Source organism: Lacipirellula sp., from assembly GCF_965279485.1.
In the GTDB taxonomy this organism is placed as follows: domain Bacteria; phylum Planctomycetota; class Planctomycetia; order Pirellulales; family Lacipirellulaceae; genus Lacipirellula.
The window spans coordinates 663956-685120 of record NZ_CBDIIC010000001.1; the positions used below are offsets into that span (position 1 = coordinate 663956).

The window sequence follows — 21165 nt, forward strand, 5'->3', positions numbered from 1 at the left end:
CGAACGAAAGCTGCCTTGTCGGCACTGGCAACGCCAGGAGTCGTGCCCCCGAAGCTAGAACTCGTTAGCATGATACCAAGTTCCGCACATCGAAATTGCTTTCCGTGAACATTCTTCGCTCCGTGATTATGAAACTTGCCCTCCACGTCCGCGGCGTCTTCAACATTCTTGGCCTCAGCCTCATGGCGGCTTGGATCGGCGGCGTTGTCGCCATGCCGGCTCATACCGCCGAAGTCGAAGCCTACGCGGGCGAGCCGTTCGGCGTCGGCCGCGTGACCGTGGCGGCAGATCGGCCGGTGTCGCCGCTCGACGACGAACGGTTTACGGTCGCGTCGCCCGATGGGCGAGTTTTGTACCCGGTGATCCAGGACGCGCCCGTGCGCCGGCTGTTGCGACGGTTGCTGGAGGTCGACTCACCGCGGCAGGTGACGATGTACTTCCTCTTCCACGGCGATCAGCCGTTCGAGCTGGAAGCTTTCGCGCCGACCGAACAGAAGATTCGCGTGACGCCGCGCATCAATCCGGCCGGTCGGCAGGCGCTGCTCGACCAGTGGTGGCAGCAGTATTCGACGCGTTGGAAGAATCTGCGGCAGAACCCGCAGTTCCCGCCGGTGGTTGAGAATTTCTTGGCGGCCAACCTGTCGCGGCGCTTGGGCAAGCCGCTGCCGGAACCGACGGGCGGCCTCTTCGCCGCGCTCTCGTCGCCTAAAGCGACGGTGTGGGATGAACTGTTCAACACAGAGTCGCATCAGTTGGCGCTCGATCAGCAAATCCTCGCCGCCACGCCAGCCGCCGCCGGTGAGCCGCAGCCATTGCCGGCGCCGCTGCCGTGGTTCGCGCTGCCGGAGGGAGGCGAGGAACTCAACGGCGTCGAAGTCGAGCCGATCGCGCTTCACGTACCGGTCGAATGTTTTTACGTGCGGTTCGGCAATTTCACAAACTACCTCTGGTTCCGCGACCTCAATAAGAAGTGGCAAGGCGACCTCGGCAACATGCTGATGCGGCGCGGGATTGATCGCGCCGCGACGCAGCGACTTGAGCAGCAGCTCTCGCTGCGTGAAAACGCCCTCGCGAAGTTTCTGGGGCCGCAGGTGATCGCCGACGTAGCGATGATTGGGCTCGATCCGTACATCGCCCAGGGTGGCGCGGCAGGGATTTTGTTTCAGGCGAAGGCGAATCCGCTGCTCGCGAACGATCTCAACACCCAGCGGCGGCAGGCACTGAAGAATTATCCCGACGCGACGGAGTCGACGGTAAAGATTGCCGAACGCGACGTATCGCTCGTCGCGACGCCGGGGGGCGAGGTTCGCTCCTACTATGTGCAGGATGGCGACTTTCATTTGGTGACCACCTCGGAGCGATTGGTGCAGTTGTTCCTGCTCGCGGGGCAAGGGGAACGCTCGCTCGCGGCCTCGACCGGGTTTCTCGGGATGCGTAAGCGGCTGCCCGTGAGTCGCAACGACGCGGTCTTCGCGTACATTCCGCCGGAGTTTTTCCAATCGCTGTCGAGCCCCGGGATGTGGATCGAGTCGCAGCGTCGTGCACGCTCGGCCCGCGAAGTGAAGCTGCTCGAACTCGCCCAGCTCGAAGCGCGGGCCGAGGGAATCGATGCGACGACGGTCGAGCAGTTGGTCGCGGCAGGCCTATTGCCGGCAGGATTTGGGCAACGTTTCGACGGTTCGCAGCTGGTCGTACTCGGCGATGCGGCGTCGGACTCAGTGCGCGGCCGGCCGGGGTTGTTTTTGCCGACTGGCGAAGTCGAAGTGACGGCCGTGTCGGCTGCGGAAGTAGCGGCTTATCGCGATTTCAGCGAACGCTTTCGTCAAGAAATCGGCCAGTTGCCACCGATTGGCGCCGGCATCGCGCGCGTTCCCATCGAAGGGGGCGGCGAGACGATTGCCATCGACGTCGTCGCCACGCCGCTGAATGACGTGAAGCTCGGCCGGTTGCCGACGACCTTCGGCCCGCCGAGCAGTGAGCGTTTGGGACCGATTGCCGGCAACGTCATCAGTGCGGAGGCGGTGCTCGATTCGCCGCTGCCATTCGGCGCCGCCGCTGCGGAGCCGAATCACATGTTCCTAGGCATCCGCGACTTCCGCACACCGCTGGTCGTCGACAACGGCAGCGTCGCCGCCGGAGCGGCGCCGGCGGAACTGGTTCGCATGTACGTCGGCGCGTGGCCCAAGCCTGGGATTTTGCGGCTCTTCATGGGCGACTCGCTCGCGCAAAGCGAGCAGCCGATTCCGGGCGTTCAGTCGACGTGGCAAGCAAAGCGTGATGATTTTCTGCTGATCAGCTTCAAGCCCGACCTAGTCAGAGAAGTGTTGCCGCAGCTGCAGATGGTTCCGATTGAAAAGCCGGGGCAGCTCTGGATCGACGTGGCCGACCTGAGCGATAAGCAACTCGCGGCAACGGTGAGTGCGTTCGGCTACATGCGAACGAGGGAGACCTCTGTCGCAGCTTGCCGATTGATGAACACTCTCGCGAACCAGTTGCACGTCCCGCGCGAGGATTGCCAAAGCGTGGCCGAGCGGCTGATGGACGGGAAGTTCGTCTGTCCGCTAGGCGGAACGTATGAGCTTGTCGACGTGCCCAGTGGCGAGCCGATGTGGACCTCGACGGCGATCTTGCCGCAGAACCGTTTTCAATTAACGGCGGCGCCGGAAGATTTTCAGTTGCCGCTGCTGACTTGGTTCCGCGGTCTGCGAGCGGAAGCGAGGCTCGACAGTGCGGCGATTGAGGCGCATGTCGAGATCGACATGGCGGAGTCGGTGGGGCCGTAGATGCTGGCGTAGGTTTCGTACTTTAGCCCCGGGCTCCGCCCGGGGGTGCCTGTGCGTGAGGCAACGTCTATCGGAATGGAAACCCACCCCCGGGCGGAGCCCGGGGCTAGAGCGCTGGCGACGCAACAACGGGCAGCTCGAAGCAAGCTGCTTCTTCGCCATTGCGGACGAGCAGATACCGCCCCGAGATCGCGGGGTTGTTCCAGGTGATCCCTTCGATCGCCTGCACTTGAGCGAGTTCGCGATACTTCTTCGGATCGGCGGCGAGCAGGACCAGTTCGCCCGCCTCGCTGATCACCAGGATCTTGTCGCCTACCAAGATGATCTGGCCGTGGCCGAGTTCCGGACGGCGGCGTTTCTTCCAATGACGGCGGCCCGTTTCGAGGTCGGCGCAGTCCATGTCGATGTCGTCGATGCCGTAAATGACGCCGTCGCGAATGACGACGTTGCCGAGCTTCGTGCGGAGGACCGGCTTCGACCATAAGACTTCGGTCGACCATTGCTTGTCAGGCTCCGCCGATTCGTCGTGCGTCACCTGGAACAGCTGCGACATGATGCCGTAACCCTTCGACAGGAAGACGCGGTCGTCGCCGACGGGGACCGGCTGCGAAGCCGAGGCGTTGCCGTTGCTGTCGCCATCCCAAGGATGTTCCCACAGGATCTCGCCGGTGGTCGCGTCGTGCGAGGTGAGGAAATTTTCGTTGACGGCCAGAATCTGGCGGACGCCGGCAAGTTCCGTCAGCACGGGCGACGCGTACGACGAACGCCGCGCACCGGCCGCCCAGACTTGCTCGCCCGTCTTCGCGTCGAAGGCGACGAGCGAACGATCGTCGAGGGCGCCGACGCTGACGACGACGTTGCCGTCGACGATCAGCGGCGAATCGGCTTTGCCCCAACTAATGTTCTCGGCGCCGTATTCTTTTAGGGTATCGTGCGACCAAAGGCGTTTGCCGGTGGCGGCGTCGATGCAATTGACGATCCCGGTGGCGCCATGCGTGTAGACGCGGCCGTCGTGAACTGTCGGCGTCGCGCGAGGACCGATGCCGCCGAGGGCGCCGGGGCCGGACGGATCCCAGCGGGCGTCGTCGGCATGCGACCACGCGACTTGGCCGGTCTTCAGTTCGTAGCAGACGACCATCTCTTGGTTGCCGCGCTGCTCTTGCGTGACGGCGAAGTCGCCGACGATGGCGAAACCCGACCAGCCGGCGCCGATCGGTTGCTTCCACAGGAGCTTTGGCGGGTTCGCCTTCCAATCGGCGTCGAGATTGATTCCCTTTGCTTCCGCCCAGTAGCCGTTGCCGAGGAAGCGCGGGTAGTCGCGTTCGGTTTCTTGCCAGTCGAGCCGCACCTGCGGCGCCGCCGCGACTCCTGCAAGCGATTGGTCGTGCGTTGCCGCCCACCGCCACCGCCAGTCAACGAAGCCGCTGTTGCCGTTGTTGATGAGTTGCACCGGCCCGAGTGGCGTCACGGCCCAGACGGGAACCCAAACCAGGGCGGCCGTCGTCAGCCGCAGCCGTCGCGGCAAGAGGCTATGGCGGAGCGTCCAAACCGAGAGGCCGGCCACTGCCAGGACGAGCGTCACCTGGAGGGTGATGTTTTTGTAGTCCTTCGAGATGTCGGTCGACCAGACGCCGGCGGTGACGACTGCCAGCAGCAGCACCCACGCCACGAGCGACCTGGCACGGCGCAGCCGCGGCTTCGCGCTGGGGAGCATGTTCAGGCTTGGTGATTGGGCAGGCGCCACGCAGCTCATGTCACGGAGAAACGGTCAGGAGTTTGGTCAATCGTAAAGTTGCTTTTTGCGACAGGCAACCAACCCCGGCGCCTCAGCGGCAAGCCGAACGCCCTGGCCGGCCGAGTTCTGCAAAACTGCGTCGGTTCTAGCGTTAGTACGCTCGCCAAGGCCGTTCGGTTGCGGCCCGCCAGCGGCCAAACTACAACCGAAGAGTAGCTCGACGCTGTTCCCTGCCCTGCCAGACGCATTGCTGACGCCCGGTTTCTGCCTGCCATGCCCGACTCCGACTATCGACTCGACGATCGCTGGGCTGTCGTAACCGGCAGCACCCGCGGAATCGGCAAGGCAATTGCCCTCGAACTGGCCGCGGCGGGTGCGAACGTCGTTGTTCATGGTCGAAACCGGGAGGCGGCCGAGGAAGTTTGCACCGCAATCCGCCGATTAAAGCGCCAGGCGGAGGCGGCTGTTACCGATCTGGCCGATGCGGATAACCGTCGCCAACTGGCCGCCGAGCTGTGGCGGCGGCGGCCGATCGACATTTGGGTGAACAACGCCGGCGTCGACGTCCTCACGGGCGACGGGGCCGAACACTCTTTTGCCGAAAAGTTCGCGCAGCTGTGGAACGTCGACGTCCTGGGGACGATTGAGCTCGCCCGCGATATCGGCGGCCGGATGAAGGAGCGGGGCCAAGGCGCGATCATCAACATTGGTTGGGACCAAGCCGAGTCGGGAATGGAAGGCGACAGCGGCGAGATGTTCGTGGTCACCAAGGGGGGCATCATGAATTTTACTCGCAGCCTGGCGAAATCGCTGGCGCCGGCGGTGCGCGTGAACTGCATCGCGCCTGGTTGGATCCGCACCGCGTGGGGCGCCAACGCTTCCGACTACTGGCAGGAACGTGCGGAGAGCGAATCGCTGCTGGCGCGGTGGGGCGAGGTGGAAGACATTGCCCATGTGGCGCGATTTCTGGCGTCGGATGCGGCAGCGTTTGTGAACGGGCAGATCATTGCGGTAAACGGTGGGCGCCGCTGACCCCTAACGCAGCCGGCGCTCATTCCCCATTCCCCATTCCCCATTCGTCATTCGTCATTCGTCATTCGTCATTCGTCATTCGTCATTCGTCATTCGTCATTCGTCATTCGTCATTCGTCATTCGTCATTCGTCAATTAACTGTAACTGTGCCGCTCCGGCGGGTCGTTGACCCGCGGCTACTAACTGCTCATGCACCGCGATCACATCCATTTCGTTACCGGTCGATTGGCTGAGCACGCTCTCAAGTCAGTCGTGGCGCCGTTAGCGGCGGATGTTGGTTTTGATTATTCGGTCGAGGTGCTTCCGATTACCGTCGCGGCGCTGATGTCGCCGGCGTGGATCGCGCGGCACTGGCATGTGCCGGCGTCTGCGAACCGGATTATCCTGCCGGGATACTGCGGCGGCGATCTCGCGCCGCTAACGGCCATCACGGCGACGCCCGTGGAAGTCGGGCCGCGCGACCTACGGCAGCTTCACTCGTACTTCAAACGCCAACCGCCGCTGAGCGACTACGGGGCGTTCGACATTGAAATCATCGCCGAGATCAACCACTGCCCGCGGTTGCCGCTGGCGGAAATCTTGCGGCAAGCAGCGCTCCTGCAGCGCGACGGCGCCGACCTCATCGACGTCGGCTGCGATCCGGGCGGAACGTGGCACGGCGTTGCCGACGTCGTGCGAGCACTCCGCGACGCAGGCCATCGCGTTTCAGTCGATAGCCTCAATCCGGCGGAGATCGCCCCGGCGGTGCGAGCGGGCGCCGAGCTGGTGTTGAGCGTCAACAGTAGCAATCGCGAGGCGGCGGTCGATTGGGGCGCCGAAGTGATCGTCACCCCCGACGTGCCGGCGACGCTCGAGGGCCTCGACGAAACGATCGACTTTCTTGCCCAGCGCGGCGTGCGGCTGCGAATCGATCCAATCCTCGAGCCGATCGGGTTTGGCTTCGCGAATAGCCTTGGCAGGTATCTCGACGTTCACCGACGTTACCCTGACGCCGAAGTGATGATGGGGATCGGCAATCTCACTGAATTGACCGACGTCGATTCGGCCGGCGTCAATGCGCTGCTGATGGGGTTCTGTCAGGAGCAAGGGATTCGCAGCATCCTCACAACGCAAGTGATCAACTGGGCGCGAACTAGCGTCGCTGAGTGCGACATCGCGAGGCGGATCATGCATCATGCGGTAACGCACCGCGTCCTGCCGAAGCATCTCGACCCGGGGTTGGTGATGCTGCGCGACACGGAAGTCCTCGAAACTCCGGTCGCTTCGATCGACGACTTGGCGATGCTGGTGCGAGACAACAACTACCGAATCTACGCGACCGACGGCGAGGTCCACCTTGTCGGCGCAGGCTTGCATCTGCACAATGCCGATCCGTTCGTGGTCATCGAACAGCTGCGACGTTCTGGTCCCGACGGCGGACTGCCAAAGAACCTCGATCCGGGCCACGCTTTCTATCTCGGTTACGAGATGTGCAAAGCGCTCACCGCGCTGACGCTCGGGAAAACATACCGACAGGACGAGCCGCTCGATTGGGGGTTCGCGACGCGCGAAGAGGCGCGGCACTATCTCAAGCGGCCAACCGTGAAAGCGGCTTCGAGCGGTGCGAAAGTGGATGCTGAGGACGCGACATGAGCGAATCGGCCGCCCCTCCCCTGCCCCTCATCGAACCGCTGCCGAGCGGTGCGTCGGCCGTCGTCGCGTTCGAACGGTTGGCCCCGCTGCCGCACGTTGTGTTCTTCGATAGCGCCGCGCGCGACCCGCGGCTGGGTCGGTATTCATTCGTGGCGGCCGATCCGTTCGCGTGGATCGAATGCCCGGCCGATGGGAGCGATGCGCTCGCGGCTGTCGAGGAACTGTGGAAGCAGTTTACTCCTCACGCGGCGACCCACGCCGGCCTGCCGCCGTTTCAGGGGGGCCTCGCGGGACTGCTGTCGTACGATCTCAATCGCAGCCTGGAGCGAGTTCCTGCGCCGCGGTTCGAAGATTTACAGACGCCCGCGCTGGCGGTTGGTGCGTACGACGTCGTCGTGGCGTTCGATCATGTGGAGCACCGCGCGTGGCTCATTTCACAAGGACTTCCAGAAATTGAGCCGCGGGCTCGTCGTGAGCGGGCAGAAGCACGGCTGGCGGAATTTAAGCGGCTACTGTTTGGCAATTTTCCCTCGCCGCCGCCAGCGTCCGCCCATGCGGAGAAACCGGGCAGCGGCAGTCCGCAAACCGAGTTGAGCCTCGAACAGCTCGCACCGCAATTCGATATGCCGATGCTCGGCGTCAGCAGCAACATGTCGGCCGCTGCCTACCGCGAGATGGTCCGCCGCGGCGTCGAGTACATTCACGCCGGCGACGTGTTTCAGGTGAATCTTTCGCAGCGTCTGCTTCACGCGGCGACGAGTTCCTCGCGCGACCTCTACCTGCGGTTGCGCGAACGGAACCCGGCGCCATACGCAGGATACTTCGACCTGGGCGAGTGGCAAATCTGCAGCGCATCGCCCGAATGCTTTCTCACCGTTCGCGATCGCCAAGTCGAAACGCGGCCGATCAAGGGGACGCGCGGCCGCTCGCCGATCCCCGAGGCCGACCTGTTCGCCGGCGACGATCTAGAGAGCAGCGAAAAAGATCGGGCCGAGAATGTGATGATCGTCGATCTCATGCGGAACGATTTATCGCGGGTCTGTACGGCGGAAAGCGTGCACATCGAGCAGCTCTGCCGGCTGGAAACTTACGCCTTCGTGAAACACTTAGTGTCGGTGGTGCGCGGCGAGCTACGGCCGGAATGTTCGCCGCTCGATTTGCTGCGAGCGAGCTTCCCGGGCGGTTCGATTACCGGCGCTCCGAAGGTACGGGCGATGGAAATTATCGCTGAATTGGAACCGACGGCCCGCGGGCCGTACTGCGGGTCGCTGATGTACCTCGGTTTTGACGGCGCGATGGATGCGAGCATTCTCATTCGCACGATCACCGCCGGCCGCGGCTGGTGGCAACTGCCGGTCGGCGGCGGCATCGTGGCTCAGAGCGATCCAGATGACGAGTATCGCGAGACTTGGCACAAGGCCCGGGGGATGCTGAAGGCGCTCGTCTAGTATGATTTTGCTCATCGATAACTACGACAGCTTCGTTCATAACCTCGCGCGCTACTTCGTACGGCTGGGAGCGGAAACGCGCGTCGTGCGGAATGATGAGTTGAGCGTCGCCGAGATTCGCCGGTTGGCTCCGCAGGCGATTGTCATCTCGCCGGGGCCGTGTACGCCGGCGGAGGCGGGGTGTTCCGTTGACGTAGTTCGTGAGCTCAATCGCGATGTGCCGATTCTCGGTGTCTGCCTGGGGCACCAGGCGCTCGCGGCGGCATTCGGCGGAGCCGTGGTCCGCGCAGCCGAACCGCGGCATGGGCGGACTTCGCCGATTGAACATGACGGCAGCGGTCTGTTCGCCGGCTTGCCGTCGCCGCTCACTGTTTGCCGCTACCATTCGCTCATCATCGACGAGGCGACGCTACCGTCGTCGCTGCGCGTGACGGCCCGCACCCCCGACGGCGTCATTATGGCGGTGCAGCACGCCACGGCGCCGCTGTTTGGGTTACAATTTCACCCGGAAGCGACGCTCACCGAACACGGCTACGCGATGCTTGCCAACTTCCTTCGGCAGGCGGGTTGCACGGTCGCTGCTGACGTGGCCGATCTGGCCGCGAGCGAGGACCGCAGCCCGATCACGCCGCCTTACACGCCGCCGAAAAAACCTCTCACGTTCTAGTTCGCGATGCCTGCCGACGAAACTCCACGAACGCCGCCGACGCTGGGCGCCGAGGGCCGCATCTTGGAGGGAATCGTCACGACGCTGAACGCCGACGGCAGCGTCAACGTCTCGCCGATGGGGCCGATCGTCGACGACTCGCTTGACCGCCTTTGGCTGCGGCCGTTCCAAACGTCGACGACGTACCGGAATCTCAAGCGAACTGGCCGCGGCGTGTTTCATGTGACCGACGAGGTGGAGCTATTGGCCCAAGCGGCGGTCGGACAGCCGGCTTCCCTACCCCGCTTCACCGCAACGCCCGCCGGCGACGCACTCATCCTGGCTGACGCGTGCCGGTGGTATGCGTTCGACATCGAATCGCTCGACGATGCTGAGGAACGGACGAGCATCGTCGCGAAGGTGACCGATCGCGGGACGCTGCGGGAGTTTTTGGGATTTAACCGTGCCCAGCATGCGGTGCTCGAAGCGGCGATTCTGGCGACGCGAGTGCACCTCACCGGAGCGGCAGTGGTGCTGGCGGAGTACGACCGCTTGCAGATTGCCGTCGATAAAACGGGCGCCGCTGCCGAGCATCGGGCGCTGGCATTCTTGCGTTCACATGTCAGTCGCGCCGGCGAGCAAGCGGGGCAGCAACAGTGAGCGTGACAATCTCCACGCCGAGCCGCCTCCACTTCGGGCTGCTGCGGTTCGAACAAACCGACGGTCCAAGCTTCGGCGGCCTCGGGATGATGATCGCCGAACCGCGCTGCACGCTGCGGCTCGCTACGTCGACCGAATGGCAAGCCACCGGCCCTGATGCCGAACGCGCTCTCGCCCACGCGCGTCAGTCGCTGGAGCATCTAGTAGCCGCCGGTCAACGACCGGCCGGAGCGTACCAGCAAACGCCCCAAGCCCTCCACATCGAGGTTCGCGACTCGATCCCACCCCACCAAGGCCTCGGCAGCGGCACGCAACTAGCCCTCGCGGTTGCCGCAGGCGTCCGCTCGCTCTGCGGCCTCCCTCCCGCAAATGCCGAGCAACTCGCTGCGATGGTCGGCCGCGGCCGCCGCAGCGCAATCGGCTGCCACGGTTTTTTGCAGGGAGGACTACTGTACGAACTCGGCAGCCTGCTCACCGAACCATTGGCGAGATTGGCTCAGCGCGTAGAAGTTCCAGCTGAGTGGCGGATCGTACTCATTACCGCGTCGCCGGCGGCGGGGCTCAGCGGCGAGCATGAACTGAGTGCATTCAGCCAATTGCCGCCAGTTCCTCCAGCGACAACCGCACGGCTCGCACAACTTGCTGAGGCTTCTATCCTGCCGGCAGCAGCGAACAGCGACTTCGACGTGTTCGGCGAAGCGCTGTTCGAATATGGCCGCCTCGCCGGCGACTGCTTTGCGAGCGTCCAGGGAGGCCCCTACGCGTCCGCCGAAATCACTGCGTGCGTCGAAACGCTTCGCAGCCTCGGCGTGCGCGGCGTCGGGCAATCGTCGTGGGGGCCGACGGTGTTTGCGTTTGCGGCCGATCAGGCGCACGCGGACGAGATTGTCGCCCGCATGCGCGCGATGACGGGTTGGCAGGGACACGCGATGCGAATCACTCGAGCTGATAATCGCGGAGCGACGATCGATTCCGCCGCGATTTAGCCCCCGATCAGTAACCAGGGGCTAAGCACGACTACAGCAACCCGTACGCGGTGAGCGTCTTGCGCAGCGACGCCTCTTGCCCCGGTTCGAGCGGCGTCATTGGCAGACGCATCTCGCCCGTGTCGCGGCCGAGCATCTTCATCGCGGCCTTGAGCGGAATCGGGTTTGTCGACAGGCCGAGCATGTCGCGGCAGAGTTGGAACAACTTGCGGTGCCACTTGAGCGCCTGCACGAGGTCGCCCCGGTCGACGGCGTCAATCAGAGCGATCATGTCTCTCGGCACGATGTTACCGACGACCGAGATGATGCCGCGGGCGCCGACGGCCATCAGCGGGAGGGTGAGGCTGTCGTCGCCGCTAAGGACGGTGAGGTTCGTGGCGCCGAGAATCGTCGACGCTTGGTCAAGCGAGCCGGTCGCTTCCTTGACCATCGTCACGTTCTGAAGCTCGGCGAGACGGATGATCGTCTCGGGCTCGACGTTCTTCCCGGTGCGGCCGGGGATGTTGTAGATGCACTGCGGCAGGCCCGACTCTTCGGCGATCCGCTTGAAGTGCTGATAAAAACCTTCTTGCGTCGGCTTGTTGTAGTACGGCGCGACTTGCAGCGCGGCGTCGGCGCCGGCGGCTTCGGCGACCTTGGTGAGGCGGAGGGCTTCGGCGGTGCTGTTCGAGCCGACGCCCGGCATCACCTTGATCCGCTTGTTGGCGACTTCGCAGACGAAGTTAATCACCCGTTCGTGTTCGGGGTGGGTCAGCGTCGGCGATTCGCCGGTGGTGCCGACGGGGCAAATGCAGTTGGTTCCCGCATCGATCTGGAACTCGATCTGAGCACGGAAGGCGTCGTAGTCGACCTCATCTCCCTTGAATGGCGTGACTACCGCGACCGACAGGCCGGCGAATGCTTCTCCTTTGGTGCTCATCGAGCAGAACTCTCCTTACGTTTGCGCAAGCCAGGCAATGAAAGGCGCAAGTTGCGCCGTGGGGGGCAATGATACGGCGACAGGGGCTGGTGTGCAATTGGGTGGGCCCTGCTGCCCCTCGTTCCCACGCTCCGCGTGGGAACGGCGTTGTCGCCGCTCTGCGGCATTCTTTTGGAGCGGCCGCTAAGCCGCTGTGCGATCGGGGCGGAGCGGCCGGTAGTTCGCGACGCAGAGCGTCGGGGGTGGCGTTCCCACGCGGAGCGTGGGAACGAGATTAGAAAGCTTGGGCGAGGGTTCTTACCAGCCAGGTGAGCAGCATCGCGGCGACGATGACGCTGCCAATTAGCAGCAGGGCCAGCACCGTTACCAGCAGCACGACAAACCAACGGTCGGCTCGCTGCAAGTGGCGTTGTTCGGCCGGCACGGCGAGCATATGTCGCTTGAGAATCGCGACGTTCCGCTGGTTCGATTTCCAGTAGACGTCGAAAATGTCGCCAACGAGCGGGATCGCCCCGACGACGGCGTCGAGCACGACGTTGAGCGCCATGCGCAGCAGCGTCGTTCGCGTCACGCCGTAACGATGAGCCGCGGTGAGAATGTAGAGCGACGCGACCGAGGTGGCGGTATCGCCGATGCCGGGAATGAATCCGAGAATCGCGTCGAGGCCGAACCGCCAGCCGACGCCTGGCACGCGGAAGACGCCGTCCATCCAATCGGCGAGTAGCTGCAGCTCGGGAGCAAGCTGCGGCGCCTGTTCGTCAGCGACTGGCTGCGGGATGGTTGGGGGCTTGCGCATGGGAGGTTGGTTGGCAAACCTTGTACCAGGGTTCTCTTTTTACCACGAAACACACGAAGCACACCAAAAAATGAAACTGGCGAGAAGGCGATGGCACCGCTAACGAACGCTAATGAATTCTGTGATTGAATTTTATTAGCGCCTATTAGCATTGATCAGCGGTGAAAGAGCACTCTTATCTTTGGTGTGCTTCGTGTGTTTCGTGGCAAAAAAATCCCCCCGCCTTTACCGCATCGACTCCCGCTTGCTCGCGGGGAAGTCGCGGACGTCGAACTGCAGGCTGCGGCCGTTGACGATGGGCGGCTTCATTAAGTTCTGCGCGACGAGGTCGCGGAAGTAGGCGGCAGGATCTGGGACGCTTGCGCCGCTATGGAGCTTGGCGGCTTCAGCCTTGCCGATCGGTCGGCTGAGGTGCTCGCGCGGAATTTCGCCCGGCTTCGGCTTCGCGACGGGCGCCACGGTCGGCGCGTTCGTCATCGTGCGGAGCTCGGCTTCCATCGCCGTGTGAAACTTCGAGGCGTGAATCTCCGGCAACGCGTCGAGCGCGGCGCGGACGCTGGGCCAGTGAGCCTTGAGCGGGGCGACGTCGAAGTCGACGAGGGCGCCGTTGCTCGCCGCGATGGCGGCCTTGAGTTTCTTCGGCATCGCCGCGGCCCAGACGGTGAGAATCACCTGCCGGCACCACTGGTAGTGGCCGAGGTGACCGACGGCTTCGCTGCCGTCGTCGACGTCGGCGGCGCTGGAACCCGATGCAGCCCAACGTGGGCGGAGTTGCTGAACAATCGGCTCCAGCGCGCGGGCGCGGCGACGGACGTCTTCGAACACGGCGAGGAAGGCGTCGCAGTCGCCTCCTTTGGCAACGCCGAGGAGTTTTTCGATTTCGTCGCCGAGCCACTTCATGGCCCGCGTGACGGCGCCGGCGACAGGGGGCGCCGACGCGGCCGCCTGTGGATCGAGCGGCGGCAGTTGCCGCGCGAGAGTCTGCCCCAGCGATACTTGTTCCTGTACCCCCTCCGTCTCCGTCATCCGTTCACTCGCTCCTAGTTGCAGCAAATCGAAGTGTTGCGATTGTTAGAACCGTTACGCGGCCGACGGGCACGCGAGTTGCAATGCCAGCAACCGCGATTGTAGCCGTCGCCTCGTTCCGCCGCGCCGATTGTGTCGACAGTGGCGGGAAGGAGTGACGATATCAGCCGCTCATCGGTCTGACGAGATCAAACACGTTGGCATCTTGCAGTCGAATTCCGCTTGTTGTCGACGCTGCTTTTCTGAGAAGTCTTATTGGTTTAATTTGCGAAAATTGCGGCAAATTCGCGAATTCGTTTGGTTTGTTCTCTGCCGCTCGTAAAATGCAAATCTCTTCTGGATCACCCGCGAGCCTTTCATACAAGGGGAGTGGAGTATGGTGTCACGGACTATGACCATTCGGTTGTCGAGCGGATTGAAGATCGAACTCGACCCAATCGATTGGCCCGAAATCGGGTCGGCCTGCCGCACAAGCGTGCAAAACGGCGGCTATGTTGCCGAGAAACTGATCGTCCGACGACACGACGATGGTCGGACATTGATCTACATCGACGCCGATCCAGGTTCCGATGTGCTGGTGCAGGGTGATATTTTTCCCTCACGGATCCGCGAACTCGAATCGTACGTGCTGCGGTTCAGCGAATCGCATGGGCTGCCCGAGTGGGTGGCTGAGAAATGCGTCGAGTCGATTCGCGGCTAGCAAATTGGACGGCCAACTGGCTGTAGGCTCGCCTTGCGGCGCGGCGCTACTCGTCTGTAGCATTCGCCCCTCTTCGGTTTCAGAAATGACCGTTCCGAGGGTGATGCGGATGCGATTTTTACCGGTTGCAATTGCGCTATCGATAGTTGCCAACCCGCCATCGGCCCACGCGGGTCTACGGGCGGGGTTGAATACGGCTCTCGATCAGAGCGGCGCGCCGAGCGTCCATATCAATCTCGTGACGGGACAGGTACGATTTGTCCGCCTTCAAGAGCCGACTGAGCTGACGCTTCAGTCGGCAAGCGGGGCACTGGCGCCTCCAAGCGAGGAGTACCCCGCCGGAGTCGTGGTTGATTTGAGCGAACTGCCGTACCGGCTCTATTGGCGATCGGAGCAGCCGTTTGCGGCAATTTTCGATGCGGGAGATGTCTTCGTTCCGCATCCTTCGGGCGGCGACCCGCTGAGCGATTCGAGCTTTGAATATTGGCCGCCGCCGCTTTCGCACCAGCAGCTGGTCGGGATGGGGGGCGTAGCGGTCCTCGTGCCCGAGCCGGCGGGGCTTTGGCTGGCGATAGGCGGGTTTGCGCTGCTTGCGGTTCGTGGTCGTCGGGGTCGAGGCGGCGCGTGCCGCTCCGGCGGGCCGTTGACCCGCGGCTACTAAATCGCGTTGACTGGCGGCTAGATGGTGAAGTGCCAGTCGCGGACGACGACCGATTCTTCATCGGGCGGCAGGGCGTCGCCGCTCAGGTCGTCGCCCAGCTGCCGGTGCGCCCAGGCGATAGCGGCGACGGTGCTGGTCCAATCGCGCGGCACTTCGCGGAAAACGCGTTCATCGCCGAGCAGTTCGACGATGCCGACTTTCTTCAGCGTCAAATAGAACCCGCCGCGGACGCCCGTGAGGCAGACGACGACGCCGCGGGCTTCCGTCTCTTCGATGAATTCGGCGAGCAGATGCATGCAGACGGCGTCTGGATTGCGCAGGTGCTTCACGCGGAGGATGAGAATCCGCAGGTCGGCGTCGATCTCTTCTTCGATCTGCTCCAGGTGCGATTCAAACTCCGGCGACGAACCGAAAAACAGCTCCCCTTCAAAATTGTAGATCCGCAGCTTGTCGCTCGGCACGTCGCCATCGTTCCGTTCGCGGATGCGGTGGTTGTCGGTAATGACGAGTTCCTGCATCTCGACGCGGGCGGCACGGGGGACGTACATCAGGAACGAGAGGATCGTGCCGACGAGGATGCAGAATTCGACCGAGACCAGGACCGCCGAAAGGGCCGTCGCGGCAACGATGATCGCGTCGAACTTGGTCGCGCGGCAGTGGTAACGGATGCCGGCCACGTCGACCATTCGCGTGGCGGTGACCATCAGGACGCCGGCGAGAGCGGCCTTCGGAATGAACTGCGCGAGCGGCGCGAACAGCAAAATCGTCAAGCCGACCATGGCCGCGCAAATCACGCCAGACCACTGCGTCGCGGCGCCCGCCTGGTGGTTGATATACGACCGGGTGAGCGATCCGGAGCCAGGAAAGCACTGGAAAAAGCTGCCGGTGAGGTTGGCGAGTCCTTCGCTGAGGCACTGCTGATTGATGTCGAGTTTTTGTTCGGTCTTCGCCGCGATACTTTTCGCCATGGCGATTGCTTCGAGTAGACCGAGCATGCCAACGGCCGCGGCGCTGGGGGCGAGTTGGCGCACGAGCCCCCAATCCCAGTGCGGCGATTCAAAACTGGGAAGAATGCGCGGCACCTTGTCGATGAGCTTCACGCCTTGGTCGGCGAGATCCCAATGCCAGACGGCCAAGCCCGCCGCGATGATCGCCAGTAGCAGTTCCGGTAGTGCGAGCTTGTAGCGACGATTAATCCATCGCAGCCCAAGCGCGACGGCGATCGTCCCGAGCGCGACGTACATCGTCGGCACATGAACGGGACCGCCATAGTACATCGTCAGAATCCAGCGTTTCACGAAATGATCGTGATGCTCGCCCTGGGCCTTGAGACCGAGAACGTTCTTCAGTTGATCGAGCACCAACAGCACCGAGGCGCCGGCGGTGAAGCCGACGATCACCGCGTGCGAGATAAATCGCGAGAGGTCGCCGAGCCGCAACAGCGTGATGCCGGTTTGAAAACAGCCCGATGAGCGCCGCCATCAGCATGGCAGCGGGGATGCGCTGGTCGGAGGGAACGAACGCCAGCGCACTAAGCATGGCGATCGAGATTGCGTTCGTCGGGCCGTTGATGAGTTGCTTCGACGAATCGAGCAAGGCGCCGACGGCGGTCATCACGATCGCCGTGTAGAGACCGTACTGCACCGGCATGCCGAAGATGCTGGCGTAGGCCATCGCCTGCGGTACCGCGACCGCGGCGACGGTAACGCCGGCGAGGAGATCGCGGCGGAAGGCGTTGGGCGTGTAGGTGCGGAGCGAATCGAACGCTGGCACGAGCGTGTAGAGTCGCCGCTTCCAGAGCGGAAGCGAAAGATCTGCGCTTGCGCCTCTCGCGGACGAGTTGGCGCGGGGCGGGGCGTGTTGCGACATCACTCAGAGTAGCCGAAAGCGATTCTGTCCCAGGCTGCGCTCGTTGCGTCACGTCACGCTGGACAGGGCTCCTTATCATCATTGGAGCGGCGGGTTTACGCAATCCGAGGATTGCCGCGAAGCTCGCGGAATTAAACCGCCAAGGACGCCAAGAGCGCCAAGGGAATGCAAGTGGAGGAGCTTGGAACCGCCGATGCACGCCGATAAACGCAGATGAGCGTGGATCTGGCGTTTTCAAATCCTCACCTCACTTGCGTTCATCAGCGTTTATCCGCGGTTCCATTGAACTGAATTTGCATCCCCTTGACGCTCTTGGCGTCCTTGGCGGTTAATGCATTTTCTTTGGCAGGCTAGCGAGGCTCGGAAATCAACCGCTTCATGTCTCTGACGGCTTGCTCCAGGCCGACCATAATCGCGCGGGCGATGATGCTGTGGCCGATGTTGAGTTCGCACATCTTGGGGATCGCCGCCACGGGCTTCACGTTGCGGTAAGTGAGGCCGTGGCCGGCGTGGAGCGTGAGGCCGGCGTCGACGATGTGCTTAGCGGCTACTGCGAGCGCTGCCAATTCTTCATCGCCGGCAAACTTCGCCGTGGCGTGGGCGTAAGCCCCGGTATGGAGTTCAACCGCTTCGGCGCCCATCTTGGCGGCGGCTTCAATTTGTTTTGGATCGGGATCGAGGAACAGGCTCACGACGATGCCGGCGTCGCGAAGGCGTTTCACCGCGTCGCCGACGCGGGCGCCCTGCCCTGCAGCGTCGAGGCCGCCTTCAGTCGTCACCTCCTCGCGGCGTTCCGGGACGAGCGTGGCTTGAAACGGCTTGGCCTGGCAGGCGATCTTCAGCACGTCCTCGGCGCAGGCGAGTTCGAGATTGAGCTTCACCGTGACCGTTTGGCTGAGCAGATGGAGGTCGCGCTCCTGAATGTGGCGGCGATCCTCACGCAAGTGGAGCGTGATGCCGTCGGCGCCGCCGAGTTCGGCTAAAGAGGCGGCCCACACGGGATCAGGTTCGTTCGTCTTGCGGGCTTCGCGGACGGTGGCGACGTGGTCGATGTTGACGCCGAGGAGGGCCATGGTTTGCTCTTACTCGATTAGGGCTGGGCAGTCGGCTGGCGACCGCCGTTCGGGGGGTGTCGATTCGTCAAACACCACATTCAGGCTGATGTTTCACAATTGCATCATCGGGAATGGGAACGCCCGATTGCCGCAACATCGCCGTTTTACGGCGGCAACAGGCCGATTGTCTAGCGGCGGCGAGCGTCGCATAACCGGCTCGATGCGAACGCCTGCGGCGGGCTCGCGGTTTGACGCAAAGGACCATTCGGCGAGGCTTCAGGTTCGTGACCTAAGGTTCCGCAGAGTTTTCGGAAATCGACTGAACAGCACTCGAATTGGCCGGCCCTGCGTCCCCGGAGAATCGCCTAATGAATTGCCACGAATTGGCTCAACGCGTTAAAGCGTTGGAGCCTGACGCCTCGCCGCAAGACGTCGCCCGGATTTGCTTGCTGCTGGCCAACGATCACACGAATCTCGAGTTTCTGCATGACGACGCGAAGTTGAAGTCGGCCTGCCAGTCAACGTCGCTGAAAATGCAGTTGGCGACCGATCAGCACGCGGCAATGACGCAGGAGCTGGAAGAACTGGCCGGTTCCGATCCGGAGAAATTTTCGCAGGAGCAGGTGTGGGTGCTGATCCGCGCGATCAAAGTGCAGAGCCAAGTGCTGCAGATGTACGTTGGGCAGCCGGTGCTGGACGTTTAGAGCTGGCTTTGCCGTTGGTTAGATCTCGGCGAGCATCAGCCAGCAGATCGACATGTAAATGACGATGCCGGTGATGTCGATGATCCCCGCGACGAACGGGTTGCTCATCAGCGCGGGATCGAGCCCCAGCCGCTTGAAGATCAGCGGCAAGGCGCCTCCGACGATCGTGCTACACGTCACGACTAACAGCAGCGTGATCGGGACGACGAGTTTGTCGACCGGCGTCGGCCCGTCGACCACCAGCAGCGCTCCCATGTAGGCGATCGCTCCGAGCCAGGCGCCGAGCAGCAAACCCATTAGCAGCTCGCGCCGCAGCACGCGCCACCAATCTTTTAGCGTCAAATCGCCGCCGGTGAGCGAGGTGATGATCAGCGTCGCCGACTGCCCGCCGGAATTGCCGCCGCAGGAGACAATCAGCGGCAGGAAGAGCGGCAGCCACTTCACCGCGTCGAGCGTTTCATGAAATGACTGCAGCGCGTAAACCGTTAGAAACGACGCCGCGAGCAACGCGCTGAGCCACATCCCACGCTTCCACGAAAGAGTGTGGATGGGCGTGTTGAGATAGGTTTCTTGCAACGGCGCGATGGCGCCCGCACGGTAGGCGTCTTCTTCCGCCTCTTCCCGTAACACGTCGATAACGTCGTCGTGGGTGATGATGCCGACGAGGTGATGCTCATGGTCGACAACCGGGATCGCCATGAAGTTGTAGTCGGCCACCTTCGAAGCGACGACTTCCTGGTCGTCGGTCGCTTCGACCGTCACCAAGTCGCGCTGCATCAGATCGGCGACGAGTTCTTCCGGCGTGCCGAGATGCATGAGCAACTGGCGGGCGGTGATTAGCCCGCGAAGATGCTTGTCGGCGTCGACGATGTAGATGTAGTAGATCGTCTCGTGGTTTTTGGTTTGGAGCGCGATTTCTTCGAGCGCTTCGCCCACCGTCACCGTTTCGGGCAGATGGGCGACATTAGTCGTCATCAGCGAACCGGCCGTCCCCTCTGGGTAGAGGCTCAGTCGGTGGATATCGCGGCGTTCCTCGGTCGGCACCAACGGCAGCAGGCGTTCGACGGCGGCGGGATCGACCAACTTGAGCAAGTCGACCCGGTCGTCCGGCGCCATGCTGGCGATGACCTGGCTCGTTTCCTCCGGGGCGGCCGTTTCGAGAATCTCGACCTGCCGCTCCTCATCGAGGTATTCGAAGATTTCGACCCGCTCGGCCGGTTGGGCGGCCTGGAGGACCGCCCAAATTTCGGCTGGGGTTAACCCTTCCATGAACTCCGCGGCCCGGGCGGGGTGCATAGCCGTGCAGAAGTCCTCCAGCCCGGCGACGTCATTCGCCGCAAGCATTTCCCGGAGTTCGGGGAGTAGGAGGGTGTTGATCATGCCGTCAGCGTGAAAACGGGGCCGGATTGTAGCCCGGTAAGTGTACGCTAACGCCGGACCGGACGGCAGGCGTCTTTGCCCCTGTCGTTGACGTTTGGGGCCGCCCGGTTTAGCCTACAACTTGGTTCTCGGTCGGATTTCACGGATGGGTCGGCGAGGGGCGTTCTCTCCCGTACCATCCTTATCCTCCGCGAGGGCTCTGCCGCTGCAGCCGCACGGGATCAACCCCGCAGGCTGCGTCAGCGAAGCCTCCGCAATACACCATTGCGATGAGTACAAATACTGTGTCTGACGCCAGCGATGTGCGCCGTGGCGATCTTGAAGTTTGTCAGCAGCAAATCTGCTACGCGTTTCGCGAGCCGCAGCTGTTGGAAGCCGCCCTCACCCACGCCTCGGGCGTGCAGCATCGGCTCTCCTCCAACGAGCGGATGGAATTCTTCGGCGACGCGATCCTGGGGATGGTCGTTTGCGAACGGCTGTTTCAGCAATACCCTGAATACTCCGAAGGGGAGCTGACGAAGATCAAGTCGGTCGTCGTGAGCCGTGATACGTGCGCGCGGATGAGCGAGGCGCTCGGGCTCGATGTGCACCTTATCCTCGGCAAAGGGATGGCCGCCGATCCGACGGTGCCCCGCTCGGTGCTGGCAGCCGCTTTCGAGTCGCTGATCGCCGCGATCTACCTTGATGGCGGCATGCCGGCGGCGGAGCAGTTCATTCTGCGGCACGTCGACGGCGAAATCGAAGCCGCCGTGTCGTGCGAGTTCGGCGGCAACTTCAAGTCGCTGCTGCAACAACTCGCCCAGCGCGAGTTCGGGGTAACCCCCAACTACATCATGCTCGACGAGAAGGGGCCTGATCACAGCAAGTGCTTCAAGATCTCGGCTCAGATCGGCTCGCGACGCTTCACGGCGGCGTGGGGTAAAAGCAAGAAAGAATCGGAACAACGGGCGGCCCACAACGCGATCAGCGAGTTGCGGGAAGAGTCGGCGCCCTACCCGTGCGAGGACAGCGCGGGCAACGTCTCGGATGACGCCGCGGATTGAGCGGAGCTCGCCGCTCACGACAGATGCCGGCGGCGCTCGCCGCGGCATCGGCCTTCCTGCCTTTGGCTACGCCGTCCGGAGATTGAATT

18 protein-coding genes and 1 pseudogene are annotated in these 21165 nt (G+C 63.1%); 11 read left to right on the plus strand and 8 right to left on the minus strand.

Going from position 1 to position 21165, the window contains the following annotated elements; genetic code table 11:
* Window positions 1-104: 104 nt before the first annotated feature.
* On the plus strand, window positions 105-2783 hold the full coding sequence (locus ACQY7R_RS02860) for a hypothetical protein (protein ID WP_428304092.1): 2679 nt from the start codon (window positions 105-107) through the stop codon (window positions 2781-2783).
* A gap of 106 nt (window positions 2784-2889) precedes the next feature.
* Here the strand turns inward: ACQY7R_RS02860 and ACQY7R_RS02865 are convergent, their stop codons facing one another.
* Window positions 2890-4497: a PQQ-binding-like beta-propeller repeat protein gene (locus ACQY7R_RS02865; protein ID WP_428304093.1), complete on the minus strand. Its 1608-nt coding sequence runs from the start codon at window positions 4495-4497 to the stop codon at window positions 2890-2892.
* Between the two features lie 294 nt (window positions 4498-4791).
* On the opposite strand from ACQY7R_RS02865, the gene ACQY7R_RS02870 reads away from it, so the two are divergent.
* The 6 genes from ACQY7R_RS02870 to ACQY7R_RS02895 all read left to right on the plus strand — a co-directional run bounded on the left by ACQY7R_RS02870 (window position 4792) and on the right by ACQY7R_RS02895 (window position 10923).
* Complete coding sequence (locus tag ACQY7R_RS02870; RefSeq protein ID WP_428304094.1) at window positions 4792-5550, plus strand: SDR family NAD(P)-dependent oxidoreductase; 759 nt, start codon at window positions 4792-4794, stop codon at window positions 5548-5550.
* A gap of 190 nt (window positions 5551-5740) precedes the next feature.
* Window positions 5741-7183 carry a DUF6513 domain-containing protein gene (locus ACQY7R_RS02875; protein WP_428304095.1) on the plus strand — a complete coding sequence of 481 codons (1443 nt, stop codon included), beginning with the start codon at window positions 5741-5743 and terminating at the stop codon, window positions 7181-7183.
* Entirely contained in the window at window positions 7180-8631 is a 1452-nt protein-coding gene (locus tag ACQY7R_RS02880; RefSeq protein WP_428304096.1) for an anthranilate synthase component I family protein, read from the plus strand. Before ACQY7R_RS02875 ends, ACQY7R_RS02880 begins: the two co-directional genes overlap by 4 nt.
* A 1-nt stretch (window position 8632) precedes the next feature.
* Window positions 8633-9298: an anthranilate synthase component II gene (locus ACQY7R_RS02885; RefSeq protein ID WP_428304097.1), complete on the plus strand. Its 666-nt coding sequence runs from the start codon at window positions 8633-8635 to the stop codon at window positions 9296-9298.
* Between the two features lie 6 nt (window positions 9299-9304).
* Complete coding sequence (locus tag ACQY7R_RS02890; protein WP_428304098.1) at window positions 9305-9937, plus strand: DUF447 domain-containing protein; 633 nt, start codon at window positions 9305-9307, stop codon at window positions 9935-9937.
* Between the two features lie 2 nt (window positions 9938-9939).
* The gene (locus tag ACQY7R_RS02895; protein WP_428304099.1) at window positions 9940-10923 is read left to right on the plus strand and encodes a beta-ribofuranosylaminobenzene 5'-phosphate synthase family protein; all 984 of its coding nucleotides are present in this window, start codon (window positions 9940-9942) and stop codon (window positions 10921-10923) included.
* 31 nt (window positions 10924-10954) lie between these two features.
* On the opposite strand, the gene dapA is transcribed toward ACQY7R_RS02895, so the two are convergent.
* The 3 genes from dapA to ACQY7R_RS02910 form a co-directional block, all read right to left on the minus strand.
* Complete coding sequence (gene dapA, locus ACQY7R_RS02900) at window positions 10955-11842, minus strand: 4-hydroxy-tetrahydrodipicolinate synthase (protein ID WP_152098952.1); 888 nt, start codon at window positions 11840-11842, stop codon at window positions 10955-10957.
* A gap of 274 nt (window positions 11843-12116) precedes the next feature.
* Window positions 12117-12638, minus strand: coding sequence for a DUF4112 domain-containing protein (locus tag ACQY7R_RS02905; RefSeq protein ID WP_428304100.1), 522 nt, complete (start codon window positions 12636-12638; stop codon window positions 12117-12119).
* Between the two features lie 225 nt (window positions 12639-12863).
* The gene (locus tag ACQY7R_RS02910) at window positions 12864-13664 is read right to left on the minus strand and encodes a hypothetical protein (RefSeq protein WP_428304101.1); all 801 of its coding nucleotides are present in this window, start codon (window positions 13662-13664) and stop codon (window positions 12864-12866) included.
* A gap of 376 nt (window positions 13665-14040) precedes the next feature.
* Between ACQY7R_RS02910 and ACQY7R_RS02915 the strand changes: the two genes are divergently transcribed.
* Both ACQY7R_RS02915 and ACQY7R_RS02920 read left to right on the plus strand, forming a co-directional pair.
* Window positions 14041-14364, plus strand: a complete 324-nt coding sequence (locus ACQY7R_RS02915) for a hypothetical protein (RefSeq protein WP_428304102.1) — start codon at window positions 14041-14043, stop codon at window positions 14362-14364.
* A gap of 355 nt (window positions 14365-14719) precedes the next feature.
* Window positions 14720-15025: a hypothetical protein gene (locus tag ACQY7R_RS02920; protein ID WP_428304103.1), complete on the plus strand. Its 306-nt coding sequence runs from the start codon at window positions 14720-14722 to the stop codon at window positions 15023-15025.
* A gap of 17 nt (window positions 15026-15042) precedes the next feature.
* Here the strand turns inward: ACQY7R_RS02920 and ACQY7R_RS02925 are convergent, their stop codons facing one another.
* The 3 genes and pseudogenes from ACQY7R_RS02925 to ACQY7R_RS02935 form a co-directional block, all read right to left on the minus strand.
* Window positions 15043-16473 carry a SulP family inorganic anion transporter gene (locus ACQY7R_RS02925; protein ID WP_428304976.1) on the minus strand — a complete coding sequence of 477 codons (1431 nt, stop codon included), beginning with the start codon at window positions 16471-16473 and terminating at the stop codon, window positions 15043-15045.
* A gap of 70 nt (window positions 16474-16543) precedes the next feature.
* Window positions 16544-16894 (minus strand): annotated as a pseudogene (locus tag ACQY7R_RS02930) (SulP family inorganic anion transporter); the annotation flags it as partial.
* A 350-nt stretch (window positions 16895-17244) separates the two neighbouring features.
* Window positions 17245-17967 (minus strand): pyridoxine 5'-phosphate synthase, encoded by a 723-nt coding sequence (locus ACQY7R_RS02935; RefSeq protein WP_428304104.1) that lies wholly within the window; start codon window positions 17965-17967, stop codon window positions 17245-17247.
* Between the two features lie 350 nt (window positions 17968-18317).
* On the opposite strand from ACQY7R_RS02935, the gene ACQY7R_RS02940 reads away from it, so the two are divergent.
* On the plus strand, window positions 18318-18653 hold the full coding sequence (locus tag ACQY7R_RS02940) for a hypothetical protein (RefSeq protein ID WP_428304105.1): 336 nt from the start codon (window positions 18318-18320) through the stop codon (window positions 18651-18653).
* An 18-nt stretch (window positions 18654-18671) separates the two neighbouring features.
* On the opposite strand, the gene mgtE is transcribed toward ACQY7R_RS02940, so the two are convergent.
* A complete protein-coding gene (mgtE, locus tag ACQY7R_RS02945; RefSeq protein ID WP_428304106.1) occupies window positions 18672-20033 on the minus strand; it encodes a magnesium transporter in 1362 nt (453 codons plus the stop codon).
* A 269-nt stretch (window positions 20034-20302) separates the two neighbouring features.
* On the opposite strand from mgtE, the gene rnc reads away from it, so the two are divergent.
* Window positions 20303-21076, plus strand: coding sequence for a ribonuclease III (gene rnc / locus ACQY7R_RS02950; RefSeq protein ID WP_428304107.1), 774 nt, complete (start codon window positions 20303-20305; stop codon window positions 21074-21076).
* Window positions 21077-21165: the final 89 nt, after the last annotated feature.

Coding starts and splice junctions, on each gene's coding strand:
- ACQY7R_RS02865 (WP_428304093.1), bottom strand. CDS start 4,497: ATGCTCCCCAGCGCGAAGCCGCGGCTGCGCCGTGCCAGGTCGCTCGTG.
- ACQY7R_RS02870 (WP_428304094.1), top strand. CDS start 4,792: ATGCCCGACTCCGACTATCGACTCGACGATCGCTGGGCTGTCGTAACC.
- ACQY7R_RS02875 (WP_428304095.1), top strand. CDS start 5,741: ATGCACCGCGATCACATCCATTTCGTTACCGGTCGATTGGCTGAGCAC.
- ACQY7R_RS02880 (WP_428304096.1), top strand. CDS start 7,180: ATGAGCGAATCGGCCGCCCCTCCCCTGCCCCTCATCGAACCGCTGCCG.
- ACQY7R_RS02885 (WP_428304097.1), top strand. CDS start 8,633: ATGATTTTGCTCATCGATAACTACGACAGCTTCGTTCATAACCTCGCG.
- ACQY7R_RS02890 (WP_428304098.1), top strand. CDS start 9,305: ATGCCTGCCGACGAAACTCCACGAACGCCGCCGACGCTGGGCGCCGAG.
- dapA (WP_152098952.1), bottom strand. CDS start 11,842: ATGAGCACCAAAGGAGAAGCATTCGCCGGCCTGTCGGTCGCGGTAGTC.
- ACQY7R_RS02905 (WP_428304100.1), bottom strand. CDS start 12,638: ATGCGCAAGCCCCCAACCATCCCGCAGCCAGTCGCTGACGAACAGGCG.
- ACQY7R_RS02910 (WP_428304101.1), bottom strand. CDS start 13,664: ATGACGGAGACGGAGGGGGTACAGGAACAAGTATCGCTGGGGCAGACT.
- ACQY7R_RS02915 (WP_428304102.1), top strand. CDS start 14,041: ATGGTGTCACGGACTATGACCATTCGGTTGTCGAGCGGATTGAAGATC.
- ACQY7R_RS02935 (WP_428304104.1), bottom strand. CDS start 17,967: ATGGCCCTCCTCGGCGTCAACATCGACCACGTCGCCACCGTCCGCGAA.
- ACQY7R_RS02940 (WP_428304105.1), top strand. CDS start 18,318: ATGAATTGCCACGAATTGGCTCAACGCGTTAAAGCGTTGGAGCCTGAC.
- mgtE (WP_428304106.1), bottom strand. CDS start 20,033: ATGATCAACACCCTCCTACTCCCCGAACTCCGGGAAATGCTTGCGGCG.
- rnc (WP_428304107.1), top strand. CDS start 20,303: ATGAGTACAAATACTGTGTCTGACGCCAGCGATGTGCGCCGTGGCGAT.